The following is a 20,507-nucleotide window of genomic DNA, read 5'->3' as shown; positions in this document are numbered from 1 at the left end:
AGGCATCATAGGCGCCGGCTATTGAAACGAGCTGGACCATGTCTTGGACCGATGGGGCCGTTCGGCCCTAGCGTCGTGTTCCATGGCTCTGGCAACGCGGACGGATCGACGGCCGTCCATGGCACGCACGGTGTGGGACTCCACCGTCGGCAAGAAGACCGTGATGGCGGTCAGCGGGCTCATCATGCTGCTGTACCTGGTCGTCCACATGATCGGAAACCTGAAGATCTTCTTCGGGGCGGGCGAGTTCAACCACTACGCGCACTGGCTGCGCACGGTCGGCGAGCCGTTCATGCACTACGAGTGGACGCTCTGGCTGGTCCGGATCGTGCTGGTCGTCGCCGTCGTCGCGCACGCCACCTCCGCGTACCAGCTCAGCCGCCGCGACATCAGGGCCCGCCCCGCCAAGTACGTGCACAAGAAGCCGCGGGCGAGCTACGCCACGCGCACCATGCGCTGGGGCGGCATCATCCTCGGCCTGTTCATCGTCTGGCACATCCTGGACCTGACGACCGGCACCGTGCACTCCGGCGGCTTCCAGGAGGGCCACCCGTACCAGAACGTCGTGGACACCTTCTCCACGTGGTACGGCAACGTCATCTACATCGTCGCGATGCTCGCGCTCGGCCTGCACATCCGGCACGGCTTCTGGAGCGCCGCCCAGACCCTCGGCGCCGGCAGCCGCACCCGCGACCGCGCCCTGAAGGCCACGGCCGACATCCTCGCGCTGCTGCTCACGGTCGGTTTCATCGCCGTACCCGTGGGCGTCATGACCGGATTGGTGAGCTGACATGTCTACCTACGCCGACCACACGACCGGCGAACCGGTCCTCGACGCGAAAGCCCCCGCCGGTCCCGTCAACGAGCGCTGGGACACCCGCCGCTTCGAGGCCAAGCTGGTCAACCCCGCCAACCGGCGCAAGCACACGGTGATCGTGGTCGGCACGGGCCTGGCCGGTGGTTCCGCCGGGGCCACCCTCGCCGAACAGGGCTACCACGTCGTCCAGTTCTGCTACCAGGACTCCCCGCGCCGAGCCCACTCCATCGCCGCGCAGGGCGGCATCAACGCGGCGAAGAACTACCGCAACGACGGCGACTCGATCCACCGGCTGTTCTACGACACGGTCAAGGGCGGCGACTTCCGGGCCCGTGAGTCCAACGTCCACCGCCTCGCGCAGATCTCCGTGGAGATCATCGACCAGTGCGTGGCGCAGGGCGTGCCGTTCGCCCGCGAGTACGGTGGTCTGCTCGACACCCGCTCCTTCGGCGGTGTGCAGGTCTCCCGTACCTTCTACGCCCGCGGTCAGACGGGCCAGCAACTCCTCCTGGGCGCCTACCAGGCGCTGAGCCGGCAGATCGCGGCGGGCAACATCGAGATGCACCCGCGTACCGAGATGCTCGACCTGATCGTCGTCGACGGCAAGGCGCGCGGGATCGTGGCGCGCGACCTGATCACGGGCCGTATCGACACGTACTTCGCGGACGCCGTGGTCCTCGCCAGCGGCGGCTACGGCAACGTCTTCTACCTGTCGACGAACGCCATGAACTCCAACGCCACCGCCGTGTGGCGGGCGCACCGGCGCGGCGCCTACTTCGCCAACCCCTGTTTCACGCAGATCCACCCGACGTGCATCCCGCGCACCGGGGACCACCAGTCCAAGCTGACGCTGATGAGCGAGTCGCTGCGCAACGACGGCCGGATCTGGGTGCCGAAGGCGAAAGGCGACGACCGGCCCGCGAACAAGATCCCCGAGGACGAGCGCGACTACTACCTGGAGCGCATCTACCCGTCCTTCGGCAACCTGGTGCCCCGCGACATCGCCTCCCGCGCCGCGAAGAACGTCTGCGACGAGGGCAGGGGAGTGGGCCCCGGCGGTCAGGGTGTCTACCTCGACTTCGCCGATGCCATCGAGCGCATGGGCCGCAAGGCCGTCGAGGCGAAGTACGGCAACCTCTTCGACATGTACCAGCGGATCACCGACGAGGATCCGTACGAGGTGCCGATGCGCATCTACCCGGCCGTGCACTACACGATGGGCGGTCTCTGGGTGGACTACGACCTCCAGACCACCGTCCCCGGCCTGTTCGCGATCGGGGAGGCCAACTTCTCCGACCACGGCGCGAACCGGCTCGGCGCGTCCGCCCTGATGCAGGGCCTGGCCGACGGCTACTTCGTGCTGCCGGCCACCATCAACGACTACCTCGCCCGCAACCCGCACCACGAGCAGGTCACCGACGAACACCCCGTCGTCCAGGAGGTGCTGGCCGATACCCAGGACCGGCTGAACCTCCTGCTCGCCGTCGACGGGGACCGCACCCCGGACTCCTTCCACCGCGAGGTCGGCGAGCTGATGTGGGAGTTCTGCGGCATGGCCCGCACGGAGACCGGGCTGCGCAAGGCCCTGGAGCGCATCCCGCAGATCCGCGAGGAGTTCTGGCGCCGGATCAAGGTCCCCGGCACCGGCGAGGAGTTCAACCAGTCGCTGGAGAAGGCCAACCGCGTCGTCGACTACCTGGAGCTCGCCGAGCTGATGTGCCTCGACGCGCTGCACCGCGACGAGTCCTGCGGCGGCCACTTCCGCGAGGAGTCGCAGACGCCGGACGGCGAGGCGGCCCGCAAGGACGACGAGTTCGCCTACGCGGCGGCCTGGGAGTTCACCGACACGGGCGCCGCTCCCGTGCTGCACAAGGAAGACCTGGTCTTCGAGTACGTCCACCCCACCCAGCGGAGCTACGCATGAAGCTCACCCTGCGCGTCTGGCGGCAGAAGAACGCCGACGCCGACGGCGCCATGTCCACCTACGAGGTGGACGGCATCTCCTCCGACATGTCCTTCCTGGAGATGCTCGACACGCTCAACGAGGAGCTCATCCTCAAGGGCGAGGGCCCGGTCGCCTTCGACCACGACTGCCGCGAGGGCATCTGCGGCGCCTGCTCGCTCGTCATCAACGGCGACGCGCACGGGCCCGAGCGGACGACGACCTGCCAGTTGCACATGCGGTCCTTCGAGGACGGCGACACGATCGACATCGAGCCGTGGCGGGCGTCGGCGTTCCCGGTGATCAAGGACCTGGTCGTGGACCGGTCCGCGTTCGACCGGATCATCCAGGCGGGCGGCTACATCACGGCGCCGACCGGCGCGGCGCCCGAGGCGCACGCCACGCCCGTGCCGAAGCCGGACGCCGACCTCGCCTTCGAGCACGCCGAGTGCATCGGGTGCGGGGCGTGTGTGGCGGCCTGCCCCAACGGGGCGGCGATGCTGTTCACCTCCGCCAAGATCAACCACCTGAACGTGCTGCCGCAGGGCGCGCCCGAGCGGGAGACACGGGTACTGGACATGGTGGCGCAGATGGACGACGAGGGATTCGGGGGATGCACGCTCACCGGCGAGTGCGCCACCGCCTGCCCCAAGGGCATCCCGCTCATGTCCATCACCAGCATGAACAAGGAGTGGCTGCGGGCCACGCGGAAGGTGCAGCGGTAGCGCCGTAGCGGGGACGGCGGTTCGGCGGGTGCGGGCTCGTCGTGGCCTGTCGCGCCCGCGCGGCGGAGCCGAACATCGATACAGTCCCGCGCCCCTCGGGGCGTTGCAGTCGTTCGCCGTCAAGTGCGGACGGGCGGGGCCGGAGTGGTGCTCTCCGGCCCCGTTTCGCCGTTCCCGCACCCGTCAGGTGAACGGCGCCGGACCCTCCGGCTGACCGGACGGGCACCGGAATGTGGACGACCGGTACCGGCCCACGCCGTTCAACATCCGCACATCCGCGCTCCTGGCACAGGTCACGCGTACGCCAACCGGCATAGGAAGAACAGGGGCGGCACACAGCACCGCTCGCATCTGCCCGCCGCTCGCCGTCCCCGGCCCGTGACCAGGAGTAAGCCATGACCGGCGTACTGACCGTCGACCGTCCCCCGCAGCCCACGGCACCCACCCGCTACACCGTGGGACTCGCCCGCAACGAGGATGACGTGCGCGCCGCCCAGCGGCTGCGGCACGACGTCTTCGCCGGCGAGATGGGAGCCCTGCTGACCACCCCGCAGCCGGGTCACGACATCGATGCCTTCGACGCGTACTGCGACCACCTGCTCGTCCGTGAGGAGGTGTCCGGACAGGTCGTCGGCACCTACCGGCTGCTCCCGCCGGAGCGGGCCGCGGTCGCGGGCCGACTCTACTCCGAGGGCGAGTTCGACCTCACCCGGATCGACTCCCTCCGTCCGAATCTGGTCGAGGTCGGCCGCTCCTGCGTCCACCCCGACCACCGCGACGGCGCCGTGATCAGCCTCATCTGGGCCGGCATCGCCCGCTACATGGTCGACCGCGGCCACGAGTGGCTCGCCGGCTGCTGCTCGATCCCGCTCGCGGACGGCGGCACCCTCGCCGCCGCGACCTGGGACCGTGTGCAGGCCAAGCACCTGGCCCCGGAGGAGTACCGCGTACGGCCGCTGCGGCCCTGGGAGCCGACCGCCCCCGTGCCGGCCACCCGGATCGAACTGCCCGCCCTGCTGCGCGGCTACGTCCGCCTCGGCGCCTGGGTCTGCGGCGAGCCCGCGCACGACCCGGAGTTCGGGGTCGCCGACCTGTACGTGCTGCTGTCGATGCGCCGGGTCAACTCGCGCTATCTGCGGCACTTCCTCTCCCTCGTGCCGGCGTGACGGACGTGGCGGCCATGAGCACCACCTCCCTCGGTGCCGTGGGTCTGCCCGCGGCGATCGCCCCCGCGGCCGGCACCCCGGCCGCGGGCAGCACGAGCCACGCGGCCGACGCGGGAACCCTCTGGCGGCCCAGTGCTCCCTGCACCCCGCGGATCTGCATGGACGCGACGGGGCCGGCCAGGGCCGTGCCCCTGGCCGGCCTGCGGATCGTGGCGGTCCTGTTGCTGCTGGTCGTCGGCTGCGCGGCGATGCCGTTCGGCGGGCGGATCCCCGCCGGATGGGTCCGCCGCTGGTGCCGGTCGGTCGTACGGGCCGCGGGGGTCCGGGTACGGATCGCGGGTCCCGCGGCACCCGAGGGCGGGTTGCTGCTGGTCGCCAACCACGTCTCCTGGCTGGACATCCCGCTGCTCGCCGCCGTGCGCCCGGCCCGGATGCTCGCCAAGTCGGAGATCCGTGGCTGGCCGGTCGCGGGCTGGCTGACCGCGCGCAGCGGGGCCCTGTTCATCGACCGGGACCGGATCCGCGCCCTGCCGGAGACGGTGGCCCGGATCGCGGACGCGTTGCGGGCCGGCCAGGCGGTGACCGTCTTCCCCGAGGGCAGCACCTGGTGCGGCCGGGCCCAGGGCAGCTTCCGCCGCGCCGCCTTCCAGGCCGCCCTCGACGCGGGCGTCCCCGTGCAGCCGGTGCGCCTGCACTACGGCCTCGCGGGCGGCGGGTCCGGCACGGCCGCCGCCTTCGTCGGCGACGACTCGCTGCTGGCGTCGGTGTGGCGGGTGGTCAGGGCACGCGAACTGGTCGCGGAGGCTGAGGTGATGGAGCCGATCGTGCCGGGCGGCCGATTCGACCGCCGCTCCCTGGCCGAGGCGGCAGAGGCGTCCGCGCTGCCGCGGGAGCGCCTGGTCCGGGTTCCACGGCAGCAGCGCGCCGTGCCCGTCACCGGGACGGATCAGCCGGTGTCGCCGGCCCCGTCGCGCGAGCCCCTCACGGCATGACCCGGGCGAGATAGGGAGCCGTCGCGCTCCCCGTCTCCTGTGCCACCCGAGCGGGCGGACCCGCCGCCACGATGTGTCCGCCCGCGTCACCGCCGCCCGGCCCCAGGTCGATCACCCAGTCCGCGCCCGCGACCACGGACATGTCGTGCTCGACCACGACGACCGTGTGCCCGGCGTCGACCAAGCCGTGCAGCTGGCGCATCAGCACCTCGACGTCGGCCGGGTGCAGCCCGGTCGTCGGCTCGTCGAGGAGGTACAGGGTGTGGCCGCGCCGGCCGCGCTGCAATTCGCTGGCCAGCTTGATCCGCTGGGCCTCGCCGCCCGACAGCTCGGTGGCGGGCTGCCCCAGCCGGAGGTAGCCGAGGCCCACGTCGAGGAGGGTGGCAAGGCTGCGGGCCACCGTCGAGGTGTCCGCGAAGAACTCCGCCGCGCTCTCCACCGTCAGATCCAGCACCTGCGCGATGTTCCGTCCCCGGTACGCCACTTGCAGCGTCTCCGGGTTGTAGCGGGCCCCGCCGCAGTCCGGGCACGGCGCGTACGTGCTCGGCAGGAACAGCAGCTCGACGCTGACGAACCCCTCGCCCTGACAGGTCTCGCAGCGCCCTCCCGCGACATTGAACGAGAACCGTCCGACGCCGTAACCGCGCGCCCGCGCCTCGTCGGTGGCCGCGAACACCTTGCGCACCACGTCGAAGAGGCCGGTGTAGGTGGCGAGATTGGAGCGCGGGGTGCGGCCGATCGGCTTCTGGTCGACCGAGACCAGGCGCCCCACACCCACCAGGTCCTCGGTGATCTCGCCGATGAGCGTCGACTTCCCCGAGCCGGAGACCCCCGTGACGGCGGTGAACACGCCGAGCGGGAACTCGGCGGTCACCCCGCGCAGGTTGTGCCGGGTCACCGGGCCCACCTTCAACTGGCCGTGCGGGGTGCGCACCTGGCGTGCGGCGGCGGGGGAGTCGTCGAACAGGAAACGTGCCGTCGCCGACTCCGCCACCCTCGCCAGCTCCGCCACCGGACCGCTGTGCAGCACCCGCCCGCCGTGCTCACCGGCTCGCGGACCCACGTCGACCAGCCAGTCGGCGCCCCGCATGACGTCGAGGTGGTGCTCGACCACGAACACCGTGTTCCCGGCAGCCTTCAGCCGCGCCAGCACCCGCAGCAGGGCCTCCGTGTCCGCCGGGTGCAGTCCCGCGGACGGCTCGTCGAGGACGTACACCACACCGAACAGCCCGGACCTGAGCTGGGTCGCGAGCCGCAGGCGCTGGAGCTCGCCCGCCGACAGGGTGGGCGTGGCCCGGTCCAGGCTGAGGTAGCCGAGGCCGAGCTCGACGACCGGCCCGATACGGGACTTGAGGTCCTCGGTGAGGACACGCGCCGTCTCGGAGGCGCCGCCCTCCAGCGAACCCGCCAGATCGGTCAGCGGCAGCGCCGCCAGCTCGGCGATCGTGCGCCCCGCGAAGGTCACCGCCAGCGCCTCGGGCCGCAGCCTGCTGCCGCCGCACGCCGGACAGGGCGCGGCCGCCAGGAACCGCTCCGCCTTCGCCCGCAGGGTCGCGCTCCTGGAGTCCGAGAACGTCTTCATCACATACCGCCGGGCACTCATGTACGTGCCCTGGTACGGCCGTTGGATACGGTCCGCGTCGCGCACCGGGTGCACGGTGACGACCGGCTGCTCGTCGGTGAACAGGATCCACTCCCGCGCCTCGTCGGGCAGCTCACGCCAGGGCCGGTCGACGTCGTGGCCGAGCGCGTCGAGGATGTCGCGCAGGTTCTTGCCCTGCCAGGCGCCCGGCCAGGCGGCGATCGCGCCCTCCCGGATCGACAGCGCGGGATCGGGGACCAGCAACTCCTCGGTCGTACGGTGCACCTGCCCGAGCCCGTGGCACTGCGGGCACGCCCCGGCCGCCGTGTTCGGCGAGAACGAGTCCGAGTCGAGCCGCTCCGCGCCCGGCGGATAGTCACCGGCCCGCGAGTACAGCATCCGCAGGGAGTTGGAGAGGTTGGTGACCGTGCCGACGGAGGAGCGCGACATCGGCGCCGAGCGGCGCTGCTGGAGGGACACCGCGGGCGGCAGGCCGGTGATCTCGCCGACCTTCGGCGCGCCGACCTGGTGGATCAGCCGGCGGGCGTACGGCGCGACCGACTCGAAGTAGCGGCGCTGGGCCTCGGCGTAGATCGTGCCGAAGGCGAGCGAGGACTTCCCCGACCCGGACACCCCCGTGAACACGGCCAGCACATCCCGCGGAATGTCGACGTCCACGCCCTTGAGGTTGTGCTCGCGGGCGCCACGGACACGGACGTTCGGGTCGTGCGGGGAATGCATGGGGCAGACGCTCCGGAGGGTGGGCCGTCAGGGGTCGGGCAAACCCCGCGATTGTATGCGAACCAGACGCGGAGCCGGCATGAGCCACCTGTTGTTCACGACGGCGTCGGCTCACCCACACCGGTCGCCCTTAGCGTCTCGCCAGTCTCTCTTCCTACCGAGGAGTATCGTGAGCGCTTCCGCTCTGAGCACTCTCACCGCCGCGCTGCTGATGGTCACGGGCGCCTCCGCCCCGCAGCCGGTCTCCGTCTCCGCGCGCGTGGAGACCCCCGCCGTGTACGACGACGAGGCGGGCGGCAACGCCGACGCCGACGACCCGGCCGTCTGGGTCGACCCCCGGGACCCGGGGCGCAGCCTCGTGATCGGCACCCTGAAGGAGGCCGGCCTCGACGTCTACGACCTGGCCGGCAGGCGCCTGCAGCACATAGCCGCCCCGGCCGCGCCGGGCGAGGACGCCGCGCCGGGCCGCTTCAACAACGTCGACGTCGTGTACGGCTTCGAACTGGGCGGCAAGAAGACCGACCTGGCCCTGGTCAGCGACCGCGGCCGGGACCGCGTGCGGGCCTTCGCCATCGACCCGGCGGCCGTGGCCGCGGGCCGGCCCCCGCTGAGGGACGTCACGGCGGCCAACGCCGCGCCGGTCTTCTCCGCGAGCGAGACCGAGGTGGACGACCAGCGCACCGCCTACGGCCTGGCCGCCTTCAGCGACGACGGCAACGCCTACGCCGTCGTGTCGCGCCGCTCGGAGACCCGCGTACGGCTGCTGCGCCTTCAGGACCGCGGCGGGCGCGTCGGCTACCGCACCGAGGACACCCTCGACCTGCCCGGCTCCTTCACCCTGCCGAACGGCGAGAGCTGGACGCCGTGCGCCGACCCCGGCGATCACGCACAGGTCGAGGGCATGGTCGTCGACCAGGAGAAGCACGTCCTGTACGCCGCCCAGGAGGACGTCGGGCTGTGGCGGGTCGAGCTCGACGACGAGGAGTTCGAGCGGCCCCGGCTCATCGACCGGGTACGGGAGTACGGGACGCCGTGGACCTATGACGCGGAGGAGGAGTGCGTCATCGACACCGCCCACGACCCCGGCTTCGGCGGTGACCACCTCAGTGCCGACGCCGAGGGCGCCGCGATCTACCACGCCGCCGACGGCAAGGGATACCTGCTCGCCTCCAGCCAGGGCGACAACACCTTCGCCGTGTACGAGCGGCAGGGCCGCAACGCCTACCTCGGCTCCTTCGCCGTCACGGACGGCGCCGCCACCGACGGTGTGCAGCACTCCGACGGCGCGACCGTGGTCAACGTTCCGCTCGGCCGGTCCTTCCCCAAGGGCCTGCTGGTCACCCACGACGGAGAGGCCACACCGGCTGACGGCGACCGGGAGGGCACGAACTTCAAGTTCACGCGCTGGGATTCGGTGGCGGGCGCGTTCCCGAAGCCGCTGGCGATCGACACCAGGTCCTTCGACCCGCGCGACTCGGACTGACGCACCGTCATGCGACCCGCCCGGATCACCCCTCGGCGATCCGGGCGAGCCGCCGGTAGGAGTCCAGCAGCGCCGCACGGTCGTACGTACTCGTCGTGACCAGCACCTCCTGCGCCCCGGTCTCCTTCAGCACCGTCTCGAGCTCGTGCGCGACCTGCTCCTCCGTGCCGGCGATATGGCCGGTGAGGCCGCCCTCGTAGAAGTCGCGTTCCTTGCCGGTCATGGTGAGCGTCCCGACGCGCTCCGCGGGCGGCAGCGGCGGGAAGGTGCCGTGGGTGCGCGAGTGGGCCATCGACCAGGCCTCCGGCACGAGCAGCCGCCGGGCCTCCTCGGGCGTGCCGGCCACCGCGATCGTGCCGGAGATCACGACGTACGGCTCGGTCGCCCACGCGGAGGGCCGGAAGTGGTCGCGGTAGTGGTCGATGCCGCGCCGCATCTTCTCCCGGTTGCGCAGATCACCGATCACCATCGGCAGGCCCGCGCGCGCCGCGATGTCCGCGCCCTCGCCCATGGCCAGCACGAACGGCGGCACGGTCAGCCCCTCGGCGGGCCGCGCGTGCACCCCCGTCGGCGAGGTGCCGCGGAACCAGCCGAGCAGCTCCTGGAGCTGCGCCGCGAAGTCGTCGGCGTCCCCCTTGTCCCGGCCCAGCGCCTTGCGCACGCCGTCGGTGAAGCCCACGGACCGCCCGAGCCCCATGTCGACGCGGCCGGGGAAGAGGGACTCCAGCACCCCGAACTGCTCGGCCACGATCAGCGGTCGGTGGTTGGGCAGCATCACCCCGCCGGTGTCGACCCGGATGGTGTGCGTGGCACCGGCCACGGCGGCGGCCAGCACCGTCGGCGCGGAACCGGCGACGCCGGGCACGCCGTGGTGCTCCGAGACCCAGAAGCGGTGGTACCCGAGCGCCTCGACCTCCCGCGCCAGGTCCACGCTGTCGCGCAGCGCCTCCGCGTTCGTGTGGCCCTCGCGGGTGCGGGAGCGGTCGAGGACGGAGAAGCGGGTCGCGGCGATCACGGAGCTCATACAGGCTTCAACACCCGGGAGCCGCCAGGATTCCTCGGCGGCGGTTCCGAGCGGTTCTCAGGGCGCGATGTTGTGGTTCAGACGGAACAGGTTGCCCGGGTCGTAGCGCCGTTTGAGGTCGCGCAGACGGTCGTAGTTCGTGCGGTAGTTGGCCCGTACGCGGTCCTGGTCGTCGGCGTCCATGAAGTTCACGTAGCCGCCCTCCAGGGAGTGCGGTTCCAGCCCCCGGTGGAAGGCGCGCACCCAGTCCTTCTGGGCCTCGCAGTCCTCCCGGGTGGTGAGCGTCGGGCTGAGCGCGATCGCGTAGTCGGCGTCCCGGTAGGAGAAGGCGGTCTCCTCCGGTCCGACCCGGTGGCAGGCGCCGTCGATCGGGAAGATCACCGTCACGCTCTGGATGGACGGAGTGCTCGCGCCGTACTCGACCAGGGTGCCGACGACTCCGTCGGGCAGGCTCTGGGTGAAGGAGCCCTTCCAGTAGTGGTACAGCCCGGCCGGCACCAGGTCGTCGAAGAGGGTGTTGATCACGGGGTAGGGCATGCGTTCCAGATACCGGCCCAGGACCGGTCCGAGCGCCGCGACCCGCTCCCGGATGCGGTCGTCCTCGTCCGGCGGGCCGGTCCAGCAGGTGACCATGCCGCACACCGGACGCCCGTGCCAGCGCTCCGGCAGGAACGGCACCGGCGGTCCGAGGCCCACGACGAAGACGGCCCCGAGCCGCTCGTCCGCCTCGGCGACCAGCTCCCGGTACCTGCGGATGACGTCGGCGTCGAGCGGGAAGAAGGTCGGCCCGCCGAGGATGTCGGCGATCGGGTGCAGCCGGTAGGCGAAGGACGTCACGACGCCGAAGTTGCCGCCGCCCCCGCGCACGGCCCACATCAGGTCGCCGTGCTGCTCGTCCGTGCAGGTCATGAAGGATCCGTCGGCCGTCACCAGGTCGGCCGAGACGAGGTTGTCGCAGGCCAGGCCGCAGCGCCGGGCCAGATGGCCGAGGCCGCCGCCGGTCGTCAGACCGCCCACGCCGGTGGTGGAGACGATCCCGCCGGTGGTGGCCAGCCCGAACGCGTGCGTGGCGTGGTTGACGTCCGCCCAGGTGCAGCCGCCCTCCACCCACGCCGTGCGGGTGTCGGGATCGACGCGGATGCCGCGCATCAGGCCGAGATCGAGTACGACGCCGCCGTCGCAGGTGCCGTAGCCGGGCACGCTGTGGCTGCCGCCGCGCACGGCGAGCGGCACGCCCTGTTCGCGGGCGAAGTCGACGGTGGCCATGACGTCGCCGGTGTCGGCGGCCCGCACGACGATCGCCGGCCGCCTGTCGTGCATGGCGTTGTAGACCTTGCGGGCCTCGTCGTAGACCGGATCGCCGGGCTCCACGACGGTCCCGCGCACCGCGCCGCGCAGCCGGTCCAGCAGCCGTTCGTCGAGCGTGGGTGTGTAGGTGGCCATGACCCCACCTGCTTTCCGCTCCTGGTAGGGAAGGGGTACCTCTCCGGTCTACGCCGCGGCGGCACCGGCCTCATCGCCGGAATCGCCCATCGCCGACGGACAGACATGGGCAGAACGGCCCATCGGCGGGAGTCGGGTGAGGCCGTGCCGGTGTGGTCGGTGTCGGGCGAAGCCGTGCCGGTCGACGGTGTCAGGCTCGGGCAGGCCGGTTGACGGTGTCAGGCGAGCCCGTGCCGGAAGGCGTACGCCGTCGCCGCCGCCCGCGAGGACACGTCGAGCTTGGCGAAGATGTTGTTCAGATGCCGGGCCACGGTGTGCTCGCTGATCACCAGCTCAGCGGCGACGGCCCGGTTCGTACCGCCCGCCGCGACCAGCCGCAGCACCTGGATCTCCCGCTCGGTCAGCCCGCCGGGCCGCCGTCGGCGCACGTCGGCGAGCAGGGCCGCGGCCCGTCGGGCGTCCGGCGCGGCACCGAGCCGGCGGAACTCCTGCTCGGCGGCCCGCAGTTCCATCCGCGCCCCTTCGGTGTCCCCGGCGGCCCGGTCGGCGGCGGCCAGGGTCATCCGCACCTGGGCCGCCTCGTACGGCACCCGGAGCTCCAGCCACAGAGCCAGTGCGCGGCGCAGCCGGGGCAGCGCACGGTCGAGGTCACGGGCGGCGAACGCCACCGCCCCTGCGGCCGCCGCGGCGCTCGCGTGCAGAGGGGTCGCCTGCGAGCCGCACCGGCGCTGCCAGTCCCCGGCCAGGACCCGCAGCCGCTCGGCGGCCGTGCGCGCCTCGGGCGTGCGGCCGAGCGCGAGACCGACCTCCACCTGGGCCGCGAGCAGACAGCACCGGTCGAGTCCGCCGGCCTCGGCCGCGTCGGCGAGCGCGAGCCGCAGGGCCGCCGCCGACGCGTCGGCCTTCCCCTGGGCCAGCCGCAGCAGCGCGAGTCCCGGCTGCGGGTCACGGCCGAGCTCATGGGCCCGGTCGTACGACTCCTCGGCCGCCGTGAGCTCACCGCGCCGCCGCTGGATCTGGCCGACCAGATAGACCGCCTCGGCGGCCGTACGCCGCTCGTACGGCAGCAGTTCCGCGCAGGTCCGCTCGGCCTCGGCCAGCGCCTCGGACCAACTGCCACGCAGCTCCAGCACCTGCACGCGGTGCACCCGGCACAGTCCGCGGAAGTTGTTCTCGGCCGGCATCGCCGCGCACCACCGCATGGCCGCGTCGGTCCACTCCGCGGCGCGTTCCAGATCGACGCAGGCCATGGACTGCTGGAGGCCCAGGCAGTAGACCCAGCCGGTGAAGAAGGAGCTGAGCTCGCCCGCCATGGCCGCGCACATCGCCTCGTCCAGCAGATCGAGCCCCTCACCGACGCGGCCCTGGGCCACCAGCACGCCCGACTGCGCCTGCACGCCCATGGCCAGCAGATCCGGGCTGCCGCCCCGCCGGGCGATCGCGGCCATGTGGCGGGCCGCCGTCATCGCCTCGTCGTAGGCGCCGCGCCGCTGTGCGTCCTCCGTGTCGACCCAGGCGAGATAGCACTGCTCGACACATTCCGGCTGGTCGTGCAGCTGCCGCCGCGCCCGGCGCAGCCAGCCGGCGGCCAGGGCGGCGCGTCCCGCCATCTGGTGCTCGTAGAACAGCAGCCAGGCCATGTGTCCGGCCCGCCGGGCCGTACCCGCCGCGACATAACCGGCGTAGGCCCGCATCCGGTGGACGATCGACTCCTCGATCCGGCTCGTCCACCAGGCGGCGTCGGCGAACGCGGCGCAGTCGTCAGCGGTGAGACAGGCGGTGTCCAGGCCGTCCAGCAGCCGGTACGCCTCGGCCCACGCCTCACGCGCGACGGCGTTCCTGGCCTGCCGCAGGGTGTCCGCGGCCGCCCTGTCGATCGTCCGTTCGGTCACCCGCGGCTCCCTCCTCGCGCTCGGCGAGCAGAACCGGCCCCCACCAGAATAGGCAGGACGGGCGCGGCGGGGTCAGGGATCCGGCCGGTCGTACGGCCTCGCCGGTCAGTCCTCGGGGCGGAGCAGTCCGCGTTCGTACGCCTTCACCAGGTGCTGCGGCACGAGATGGCGTACGCCGTCGATCGTCACGGGCACCAGCGACGGCGTGGCGGCCTTCCACTGGGCGCGGCGGTGGCGGGTGTTGCTGCGGGACATCTTCCGCTTGGGAACGGCCATGGGGACATCCTCGGTGAGCTCGGTGAAGGAACACCGAGGACGCTACATGAAAATGGATCCCATTAACAATTAGTCTCTGGCGCCCACCAGCATCCTCACCTCGAACTCCTTGTACGCGGTGTCGTCCCGCGGTCGCCGCCGTTCGCCGAGGACCGTGCCGAGCCAGCCGAACAGGAAGCCCGCCGGGATGGAGACGATGCCCGGGTTCTGGAGCGGGAACCAGGCGAAGTCGGAGTCCGGGTAGAACGAGCCCGGCGAGGCGGAGACCACCGGCGAGAACAGCACCAGCAGTACCGAGCAGACCAGGCCGCCGCAGAGGCTGAGCAGCGCTCCCTCGCCCGTGAAGCGGCGCCAGAAGAGCGTGTAAACGATCGTCGGCAGGATCGCGGACGCCGCGATGGCGAACGCGAGGAACGCGAGCGTCGCGGTGTTGGCGCCCCAGGAGACGAGTGCGAGCAGCATCGCCAGGACGCCGATGACGACCGCGGACAGCCGGGCCACCGTCAGCTCCTCGGTCTCGCTCGCGCGTCCCCTGCGGATCACCTCGCCGTACACGTCGTGGGCGAGCGAGGAGGCGGCGGCCAGGGTGAGGCCGGCCGCGACCGCGAGCAGGGTGACGAAGGCCAGGCAGGACAGCAGGGCCGTGAGGATCCCGCCGCCCAGCGCGTTGGCGAGCAGCAGGACGGCCGCGTCGCCCTTGTGGTCGGTCTCGGCGATGGTCTCCCGGCCGACGACGGCGGTCGCGCCGAGGCCGAGGATCCCGGCCGCGAGGCAGACCAGGCCCACCAGTCCCACCGCCCATACGAGTGAGGAGCGCAGCACGTCGACCTTGCGCGGGGCGAGCAGACGCATCAGGACGTGGGGGAGCGCGGCGAGGCCGAGGACGATCGCCAGTTCCAGGCTGAAGAAGTCGAGCTTGCTGGTGGTGCTGGCGCCGTAGCGCAGCCCCGGTTCGAGGAAACGGGCGCCGGTCCCGCTGTGGTCGGCGGCCGCGGACAGCAGGGTGCCCGGGTTCCAGTCGTAGCGGTGCAGGACCATGACGGCGGTGACCGTCACGCCCGCCAGCAGCATGACGGCCTTGATGATCTGGATGACCGTCGCGCCGGGCATGCCGCCGATGGCCGCGTACACGATCACGACGGTGCCGATCACGATGACGCACAGGGTGCGGGTGGCGGGGCTGGGCTCACCGGTGAACTGGGTCAGCAGGGCGATGCTGCCGACGAGCTGGGCGACCAGGTAGAGGGTCGTGATGACCAGCGTGCACAGGGCGAGGGCGAGCCGCGCCGGCCGCTGCAGCCGGGTCAGGCGCAGCGCCAGCGTGTCGCCGAGCGTGAACTTGCCCGCGCGGCGCAGGGGTTCTGCGATCAGCAGCAGCACCGTCATCCAGGCGACCACCGTGCCGCCGAGGTACAGCAGGCCGTCGTAACCGGTGAGGGCGACCAGGCCGGTACTGCCGAGCAGGGTCGCGGCCGACACGTAGTCGCCGCACATCGCGAGGCCGTTGCGCAGCGGGGACATGGTGCGGTTGCCGAGGTAGAACTCGCTGATCTCGTCGCGCTGCGGGGCCGTCAGCAGCGCCATGAACAGCGTGACCACGACCACCGACAGGAACAGCACGAACGTCAGCTGCAGGCTGAATCGGTCGACGATGCCTTGGGACACGGTCACCACGTGCGGTACCCCCTGGTGCCGGGACGGACGGTCCGCTCGGGCTCGCCGCGCCCGGCGGGTGCGCGGAGCTGCGCCGTCTCGTGCTGGTGCAGGCGTGAGCCGAGGCCGCGGGCGATCGGGTCGACCCGGGTGCGCATGTGGCGCCGGTACCACCAGGCCGTCAGGCCCATCACGACGAACTGCCCGAGTCCGATGGCCAGGCCGAGGGTGAGGTCACCGGTCAGGCGCTGGTTCATCAGACCGGGAACGGAGTGCGACAGCAGGACGTACAACAGGAATCCGCCGACCGACAGGAGCGTCGCGCGGACACCGAACCTGCGCTGGGTGCGGCGCAGGGAGTGGAATTCGGGATCTTCGGATATGCGAGTGAGCGGCGCCGGTTCGTTTTTCGGCGAACCGTATGTGAGGGAATTGTCGTGCCAAGGTGAAAACTCGGGCACAGGCGCACCTTCTTCGCTGCGTCATGCCGAACGCACTGCTGAGTGCGGGCTTGTTGGGGGACGCTCGACGGGGAGAGTGGGGGACGGGCGGGGCTGCGAAAGCCGGAAGCCGGAGTATGTCAGCGGCCTCTTTGAACAATCAACCGCCGTGGTGAATTGTCGCCCCCGGGTGGCGCATTCCGGCCCCTCGCGAATCGCGTCTTTCGATCGGACTGTCCGAAACGGGCCCTGAGCGGAAAACGCGCCCAGGACCCGGTGCGCGGATCAGAAGCGGGCGCCGACGGCCGCGCCGTTCCGCGGCACGAGGAAGGCCGGGGCCGGCGGCAGCGTGCCGTCGGCGGCACGAGGGCCGATGAGGGGAGCGGGGTCGGTGCTGAGGACCGAAGAGCCGTCCCAAGTCCCGCCGAGATGCCAGGAGTTGCCCGAGGAGACCGTCCCCGTGCCGACGGCCGCGGTGTCGGCGTCGAAGCCGGTGCCGGCATTCGCCCAGGTAGTGTCGCGGGTCAGGGCCAACTTGCCGGGATTGTCGTTGTCCGTGACGCCGTGCGCCGCGTTCCGGAACGCGATCGAGTTGCGCCGGGCGTGCCCCACCGCGGGGCCGGGCTGCCGCCGCCCATCTTGAAACCGTTGCCGTCACCGGCGAAATCCGGAAAGTTCCAGCGGTTGTAGCCGTTTCCGTAGGAGATCGTGTTCTCGATCAGAATCGACGACGCGAACTTCCAGGCGTCGAACCCGTCGTCGACGTTGTTCCACAACCGGGCGCCACGCACCACGTTGCCGGTTCCGCTGCCTTCCTTGACGGCCAGACCGTCGGCACTCTCGCCGTTCTGGCGCGGGTCGCGATTGCCGTGACTGTCCAGGTTCAGGATCCGGTTGTCGCTGGAGGATCCCTGGAGCTGGAAGCCCGACTCGTAATTGTCGTGTGTGGAAATCCGGGAGAAGACGTTGCCGTTGCAGCCGTCGCAATGGATTCCATAGGGCCCGTTGACGATCTCCAGACCGGAGATCCGCCAGTACGACGCCTCGATGTGGATCGCCCCGCGCTCGGCCCGCGGAATGCTCCCGCCGACCGGCGTATGACTGGCGGGGCCCGGTCAGATCGACGGCCCGCTGAATGGTCCGCAGGGGCCGCTCCACCGTGCCGGCCGCCGAGTACTTCCACTCATCGGACCCTCCCGCCTCCGCCTGCGTGCCATGTCGTACGGCAGTGGCCGCAGGGGGCCGGGAGGTTGCCGGGGTGGCCCATGGGCGACCGCCGGGGCGTCAGTGTGCCGGCGTCCCGGCCCGGCGGCAGTGCACGAAGAGGTGCGGTTCGGGGCCGGCGTCGGGGTGGGCCGGGGTGAAGGTGGTGGCGTGGCGGGACAGCACCGTCAGGCCCGCCGACTCCAGCATGTCGGTGAGGTCGTCCTCGGCGAAGCTGGTCGCGAGGACCCGGTGACCCATGAAGACCACCTCGACGTCCTCCACGTCCGCGGGCACCGTGGCCAGCACCAGGTGGCCGGCGGGCTTCAGGGCCCGCGTCAGCCGCCGCATCAGGGCCGACTGCTCGGCGCGGGTCATCTGGAGCGGGGAGAAGAACACGCACACGCCGTCGAAGGAGCCCGCGTCGAGCGGAAGCTCCCGGATGTCGTCGCAGCGGAACTCGGCCCCGGGAACCTGACGGGCGGCCAGTTCCACCATGACCGGGGAGACATCGACGCCCAGCACCGAGTGCCCCGACCCGACCAGCGTGGCCGCGGTGGGCCGTCCGGTGCCGCTGCCCACGTCCAGCGTCCGCGCGGCGGGCGGCAGCCGCTCGATCAGCCACTCCAGCGCCGAAAGGTGGGCGGGGGCGTGGGCGAACGCCTTCTCGTAGTCGGGGCCGAGATCGTCGAACAGCACGGCGGCAGGCGGCCGTTGGTCGTCGTGCCTCACGTAGGAGTCCCTTCGCTCGCCGGCCCGCATCGTCGCATCCGCGGGACGCGTGCCACAACGGGTGCCCGGTGCGCGTCCCCGCGGCCCCGGCAGGGGAGAATGAGGGCCGTACCCAACCGACCCTTGCGGAGGAGCCGGGAGATGCAGGACGAGCGAGCGGGGCAGGTCGCCGGGCCCGAGGACCTCATCGATGTGGCCCGCCTGGTCACGGCGTACTACGCGCTGCACCCCGACCCGGCCGAACCCGCGCAACGAGTGGCGTTCGGCACCTCGGGACACCGCGGATCGGCCCTCGCGACGGCGTTCAACGAGGACCACATCGCCGCTACCAGCCAGGCCATCTGCGAGTACCGCACCGCCCAGGGCACCGACGGCCCCCTCTTCCTCGGCGCGGACACCCACGCCCTGTCCGAGCCGGCCCGGATCACGGCCCTGGAGGTCTTCGCCGCCAACGACGTGACCGTCCTCATCGACGAGGCCGACGGCTACACGCCCACCCCGGCGGTCTCCCACGCCATCCTCACCGCCAACCGCGGCCGCACCTCCGGCCTCGCCGACGGCGTGGTCGTCACCCCCTCGCACAACCCGCCCGCCGACGGCGGCTTCAAGTACAACCCGCCGAGCGGCGGCCCCGCCGGCTCCGAGGCGACCTCCTGGATCCAGGACCGCGCCAACGAGATCATCACCGGCGGCATGAAGGACGTACGGCGCATCCCCTACAACCGCGCTCTGGCCGCCCCCGGCACCGGTCGCCACGACTTCCTCGGCCGGTACGTGGCGGACCTGCCGAACGTGCTGGACCTGGAGGCGATCAGGTCCGCGGGCGTACGGATCGGCGCCGACCCGCTCGGCGGCGCCTCCGTCGCGTACTGGGGCCGCATCGCCGAACAGCACGGGCTCGACCTCACCGTCGTGAACCCGCTCACCGACCCCACCTGGCGCTTCATGACGCTGGACTGGGACGGCAAGATCCGCATGGACTGCTCCTCGCCGTACGCCATGGCCTCGCTCATCGAACAGCGCGACCGGTACGACATCGCCACCGGCAACGACGCCGACGCGGACCGGCACGGCATCGTCACCCCCGACGCGGGGCTGATGAACCCCAACCACTACCTGGCCGTGGCGATCTCGTACCTCTTCTCGCACCGGGAGCAGTGGCCCGCGGGCGCCGGCATCGGCAAGACCCTGGTCTCGTCCAGCATGATCGACCGGGTCGCGGCGGACGTCGGCCGGCCACTGGTCGAAGTCCCCGTCGGCTTCAAGTGGTTCGTGGACGGCCTGTCCGACGGCACCCTCGGCTTCGGCGGCGAGGAGTCGGCCGGCGCGTCCTTCCTGCGCCGCGACGGGTCGGTGTGGACCACCGACAAGGACGGCATCACCCTGGCCCTGCTCGCCTCCGAGATCACGGCGGTCACCGGCAGGACCCCGTCGCAGCACTACGCGCAGCTCACCGAACGCTTCGGCGCCCCCGCCTACGCCCGCGTCGACGCCCCGGCCACCCGCGAGGAGAAGGCCCTGCTCGCCAAGCTGTCCCCGCGTCAGGTCACCGCCGACACCCTCGCCGGCGAGCCGGTCACCACGGTCCTCACCGAGGCCCCCGGCAACGGTGCCGCCCTCGGCGGCATCAAGGTCGCCACCGACAACGCCTGGTTCGCGGCCCGCCCTTCGGGCACCGAGGACGTCTACAAGATCTACGCGGAGTCCTTCCTCGGCCCGGACCACCTCACCCGGGTCCAGGAGGAGGCCAGGTCGGTGGTCCTGACGGCACTCGGCACCTGACGTGGACGAGGCCGTGCTGACGGCGCTGATCGCCGCCGGTGCCGCGATCGGCGGCGGGGCGCTGACCGGGGTGTTCACCTTCGCCGCCGCCAAGCGCCAGGCCGACGCCGCCTGGGCGGCGGGCGAACGCCAGGCCGCGGCAGCCTGGGAGGCCGGCCGCCAACAGGCAGCCGCCGCCTGGGACGCCGGACAACTCCAGGCCACGGCCCAACTCGACGTAGCCCGCCGCACCCTCACCGAGCAGACACTCGCGAACCAGCGGGAGCTGCGGCGGGCGGCGTACGTCACGTACCTGAGCCGCACCGACAGCGCCCAACAGGCTTTGGCGGCCTGGCAGAACGCGATCGGCACGACGGACGAGGCGCAGCGGCGGCGGGAGTACGACGCCGCTATGGCCGAGGTCGGGGAGGCGCTGAACGTCGTACGACTGGAAGGGCCCGACCCCGTGACGGCGGCCGCGGAGATCCTGCGCGACTCACTGGCTGCCAACGCTCCCGGGACGGGGCACGCCGTCGCCCAGGAGGCATTCCTGGCTGCGGCCCGGGCGGCGCTCACCCCTGCGTAGGCCGTGCCCGACGGATAAGATCAGTGATTCCCGAGCAGTGGGCATGAAG

The 20,507-nt window shown here is 71.8% G+C and carries 18 protein-coding genes; 8 read left to right on the top strand and 10 right to left on the bottom strand.

The window, feature by feature from the left end:
- The first annotated feature begins 118 nt into the window (after positions 1-118).
- The 5 genes from CP983_RS04695 to CP983_RS04675 all read left to right on the top strand — a co-directional run bounded on the left by CP983_RS04695 (position 119) and on the right by CP983_RS04675 (position 5,642).
- Positions 119-790, top strand: coding sequence for a succinate dehydrogenase (locus CP983_RS04695; RefSeq protein ID WP_125527742.1), 672 nt, complete (start codon positions 119-121; stop codon positions 788-790).
- Between the two features lies 1 nt (position 791).
- Entirely contained in the window at positions 792-2,741 is a 1,950-nt protein-coding gene (locus CP983_RS04690; RefSeq protein WP_150498631.1) for a fumarate reductase/succinate dehydrogenase flavoprotein subunit, read from the top strand.
- Positions 2,738-3,484, top strand: a complete 747-nt coding sequence (locus CP983_RS04685; protein ID WP_150498630.1) for a succinate dehydrogenase/fumarate reductase iron-sulfur subunit — start codon at positions 2,738-2,740, stop codon at positions 3,482-3,484. The genes CP983_RS04690 and CP983_RS04685 overlap by 4 nt, the downstream gene beginning before the upstream one ends.
- A gap of 395 nt (positions 3,485-3,879) precedes the next feature.
- Complete coding sequence (locus tag CP983_RS04680; protein ID WP_125527745.1) at positions 3,880-4,650, top strand: GNAT family N-acetyltransferase; 771 nt, start codon at positions 3,880-3,882, stop codon at positions 4,648-4,650.
- 158 nt (positions 4,651-4,808) lie between these two features.
- Positions 4,809-5,642, top strand: a complete 834-nt coding sequence (locus CP983_RS04675; RefSeq protein ID WP_150506391.1) for a lysophospholipid acyltransferase family protein — start codon at positions 4,809-4,811, stop codon at positions 5,640-5,642.
- On the opposite strand, the gene CP983_RS04670 is transcribed toward CP983_RS04675, so the two are convergent.
- The gene (locus CP983_RS04670; protein ID WP_150498629.1) at positions 5,632-7,965 is read right to left on the bottom strand and encodes an ATP-binding cassette domain-containing protein; all 2,334 of its coding nucleotides are present in this window, start codon (positions 7,963-7,965) and stop codon (positions 5,632-5,634) included. The two genes, CP983_RS04675 and CP983_RS04670, sit on opposite strands and share 11 nt — an antisense overlap.
- Positions 7,966-8,134: 169 nt before the next feature.
- Between CP983_RS04670 and CP983_RS04665 the strand changes: the two genes are divergently transcribed.
- The gene (locus CP983_RS04665; protein WP_167537645.1) at positions 8,135-9,448 is read left to right on the top strand and encodes a phytase; all 1,314 of its coding nucleotides are present in this window, start codon (positions 8,135-8,137) and stop codon (positions 9,446-9,448) included.
- 25 nt (positions 9,449-9,473) lie between these two features.
- Here CP983_RS04665 and CP983_RS04660 read toward each other — a convergent pair whose 3' ends face one another.
- From CP983_RS04660 to CP983_RS04625, 9 genes are all read right to left on the bottom strand, one after another.
- Positions 9,474-10,472, bottom strand: coding sequence for an LLM class flavin-dependent oxidoreductase (locus CP983_RS04660; RefSeq protein WP_150498627.1), 999 nt, complete (start codon positions 10,470-10,472; stop codon positions 9,474-9,476).
- Positions 10,473-10,529: 57 nt separating this feature from the next.
- Positions 10,530-11,915: an FAD-binding oxidoreductase gene (locus tag CP983_RS04655; RefSeq protein ID WP_150498626.1), complete on the bottom strand. Its 1,386-nt coding sequence runs from the start codon at positions 11,913-11,915 to the stop codon at positions 10,530-10,532.
- 218 nt (positions 11,916-12,133) lie between these two features.
- Complete coding sequence (locus tag CP983_RS04650) at positions 12,134-13,807, bottom strand: helix-turn-helix domain-containing protein (protein WP_150498625.1); 1,674 nt, start codon at positions 13,805-13,807, stop codon at positions 12,134-12,136.
- A gap of 105 nt (positions 13,808-13,912) precedes the next feature.
- Positions 13,913-14,083 (bottom strand): 50S ribosomal protein L32, encoded by a 171-nt coding sequence (gene rpmF / locus CP983_RS04645; RefSeq protein ID WP_107908778.1) that lies wholly within the window; start codon positions 14,081-14,083, stop codon positions 13,913-13,915.
- Positions 14,084-14,152: 69 nt separating this feature from the next.
- The gene (locus CP983_RS04640; RefSeq protein WP_150498624.1) at positions 14,153-15,757 is read right to left on the bottom strand and encodes a sodium/solute symporter; all 1,605 of its coding nucleotides are present in this window, start codon (positions 15,755-15,757) and stop codon (positions 14,153-14,155) included.
- Entirely contained in the window at positions 15,751-16,197 is a 447-nt protein-coding gene (locus CP983_RS04635; protein ID WP_107908773.1) for a DUF485 domain-containing protein, read from the bottom strand. The genes CP983_RS04640 and CP983_RS04635 overlap by 7 nt, the downstream gene beginning before the upstream one ends.
- 264 nt (positions 16,198-16,461) lie before the next feature.
- Positions 16,462-16,710 carry a hypothetical protein gene (locus tag CP983_RS45060; RefSeq protein WP_308436538.1) on the bottom strand — a complete coding sequence of 83 codons (249 nt, stop codon included), beginning with the start codon at positions 16,708-16,710 and terminating at the stop codon, positions 16,462-16,464.
- The gene (locus CP983_RS45055) at positions 16,701-17,189 is read right to left on the bottom strand and encodes a right-handed parallel beta-helix repeat-containing protein (protein ID WP_308436541.1); all 489 of its coding nucleotides are present in this window, start codon (positions 17,187-17,189) and stop codon (positions 16,701-16,703) included. The genes CP983_RS45060 and CP983_RS45055 overlap by 10 nt, the downstream gene beginning before the upstream one ends.
- 271 nt (positions 17,190-17,460) lie before the next feature.
- The gene (locus CP983_RS04625; protein ID WP_167537644.1) at positions 17,461-18,141 is read right to left on the bottom strand and encodes a class I SAM-dependent methyltransferase; all 681 of its coding nucleotides are present in this window, start codon (positions 18,139-18,141) and stop codon (positions 17,461-17,463) included.
- A 111-nt stretch (positions 18,142-18,252) separates the two neighbouring features.
- On the opposite strand from CP983_RS04625, the gene pgm reads away from it, so the two are divergent.
- Positions 18,253-19,893: a phosphoglucomutase (alpha-D-glucose-1,6-bisphosphate-dependent) gene (gene pgm, locus CP983_RS04620; RefSeq protein ID WP_150498622.1), complete on the top strand. Its 1,641-nt coding sequence runs from the start codon at positions 18,253-18,255 to the stop codon at positions 19,891-19,893.
- A 1-nt stretch (position 19,894) separates the two neighbouring features.
- The gene (locus tag CP983_RS04615) at positions 19,895-20,458 is read left to right on the top strand and encodes a hypothetical protein (protein WP_150498621.1); all 564 of its coding nucleotides are present in this window, start codon (positions 19,895-19,897) and stop codon (positions 20,456-20,458) included.
- The last annotated feature ends 49 nt before the right edge of the window (positions 20,459-20,507 follow it).

The organism is Streptomyces chartreusis, from assembly GCF_008704715.1.
GTDB classification, from domain to species: Bacteria; Actinomycetota; Actinomycetes; order Streptomycetales; family Streptomycetaceae; genus Streptomyces; species Streptomyces chartreusis.
This window is presented reverse-complemented; position numbering and strand designations above follow the sequence as displayed.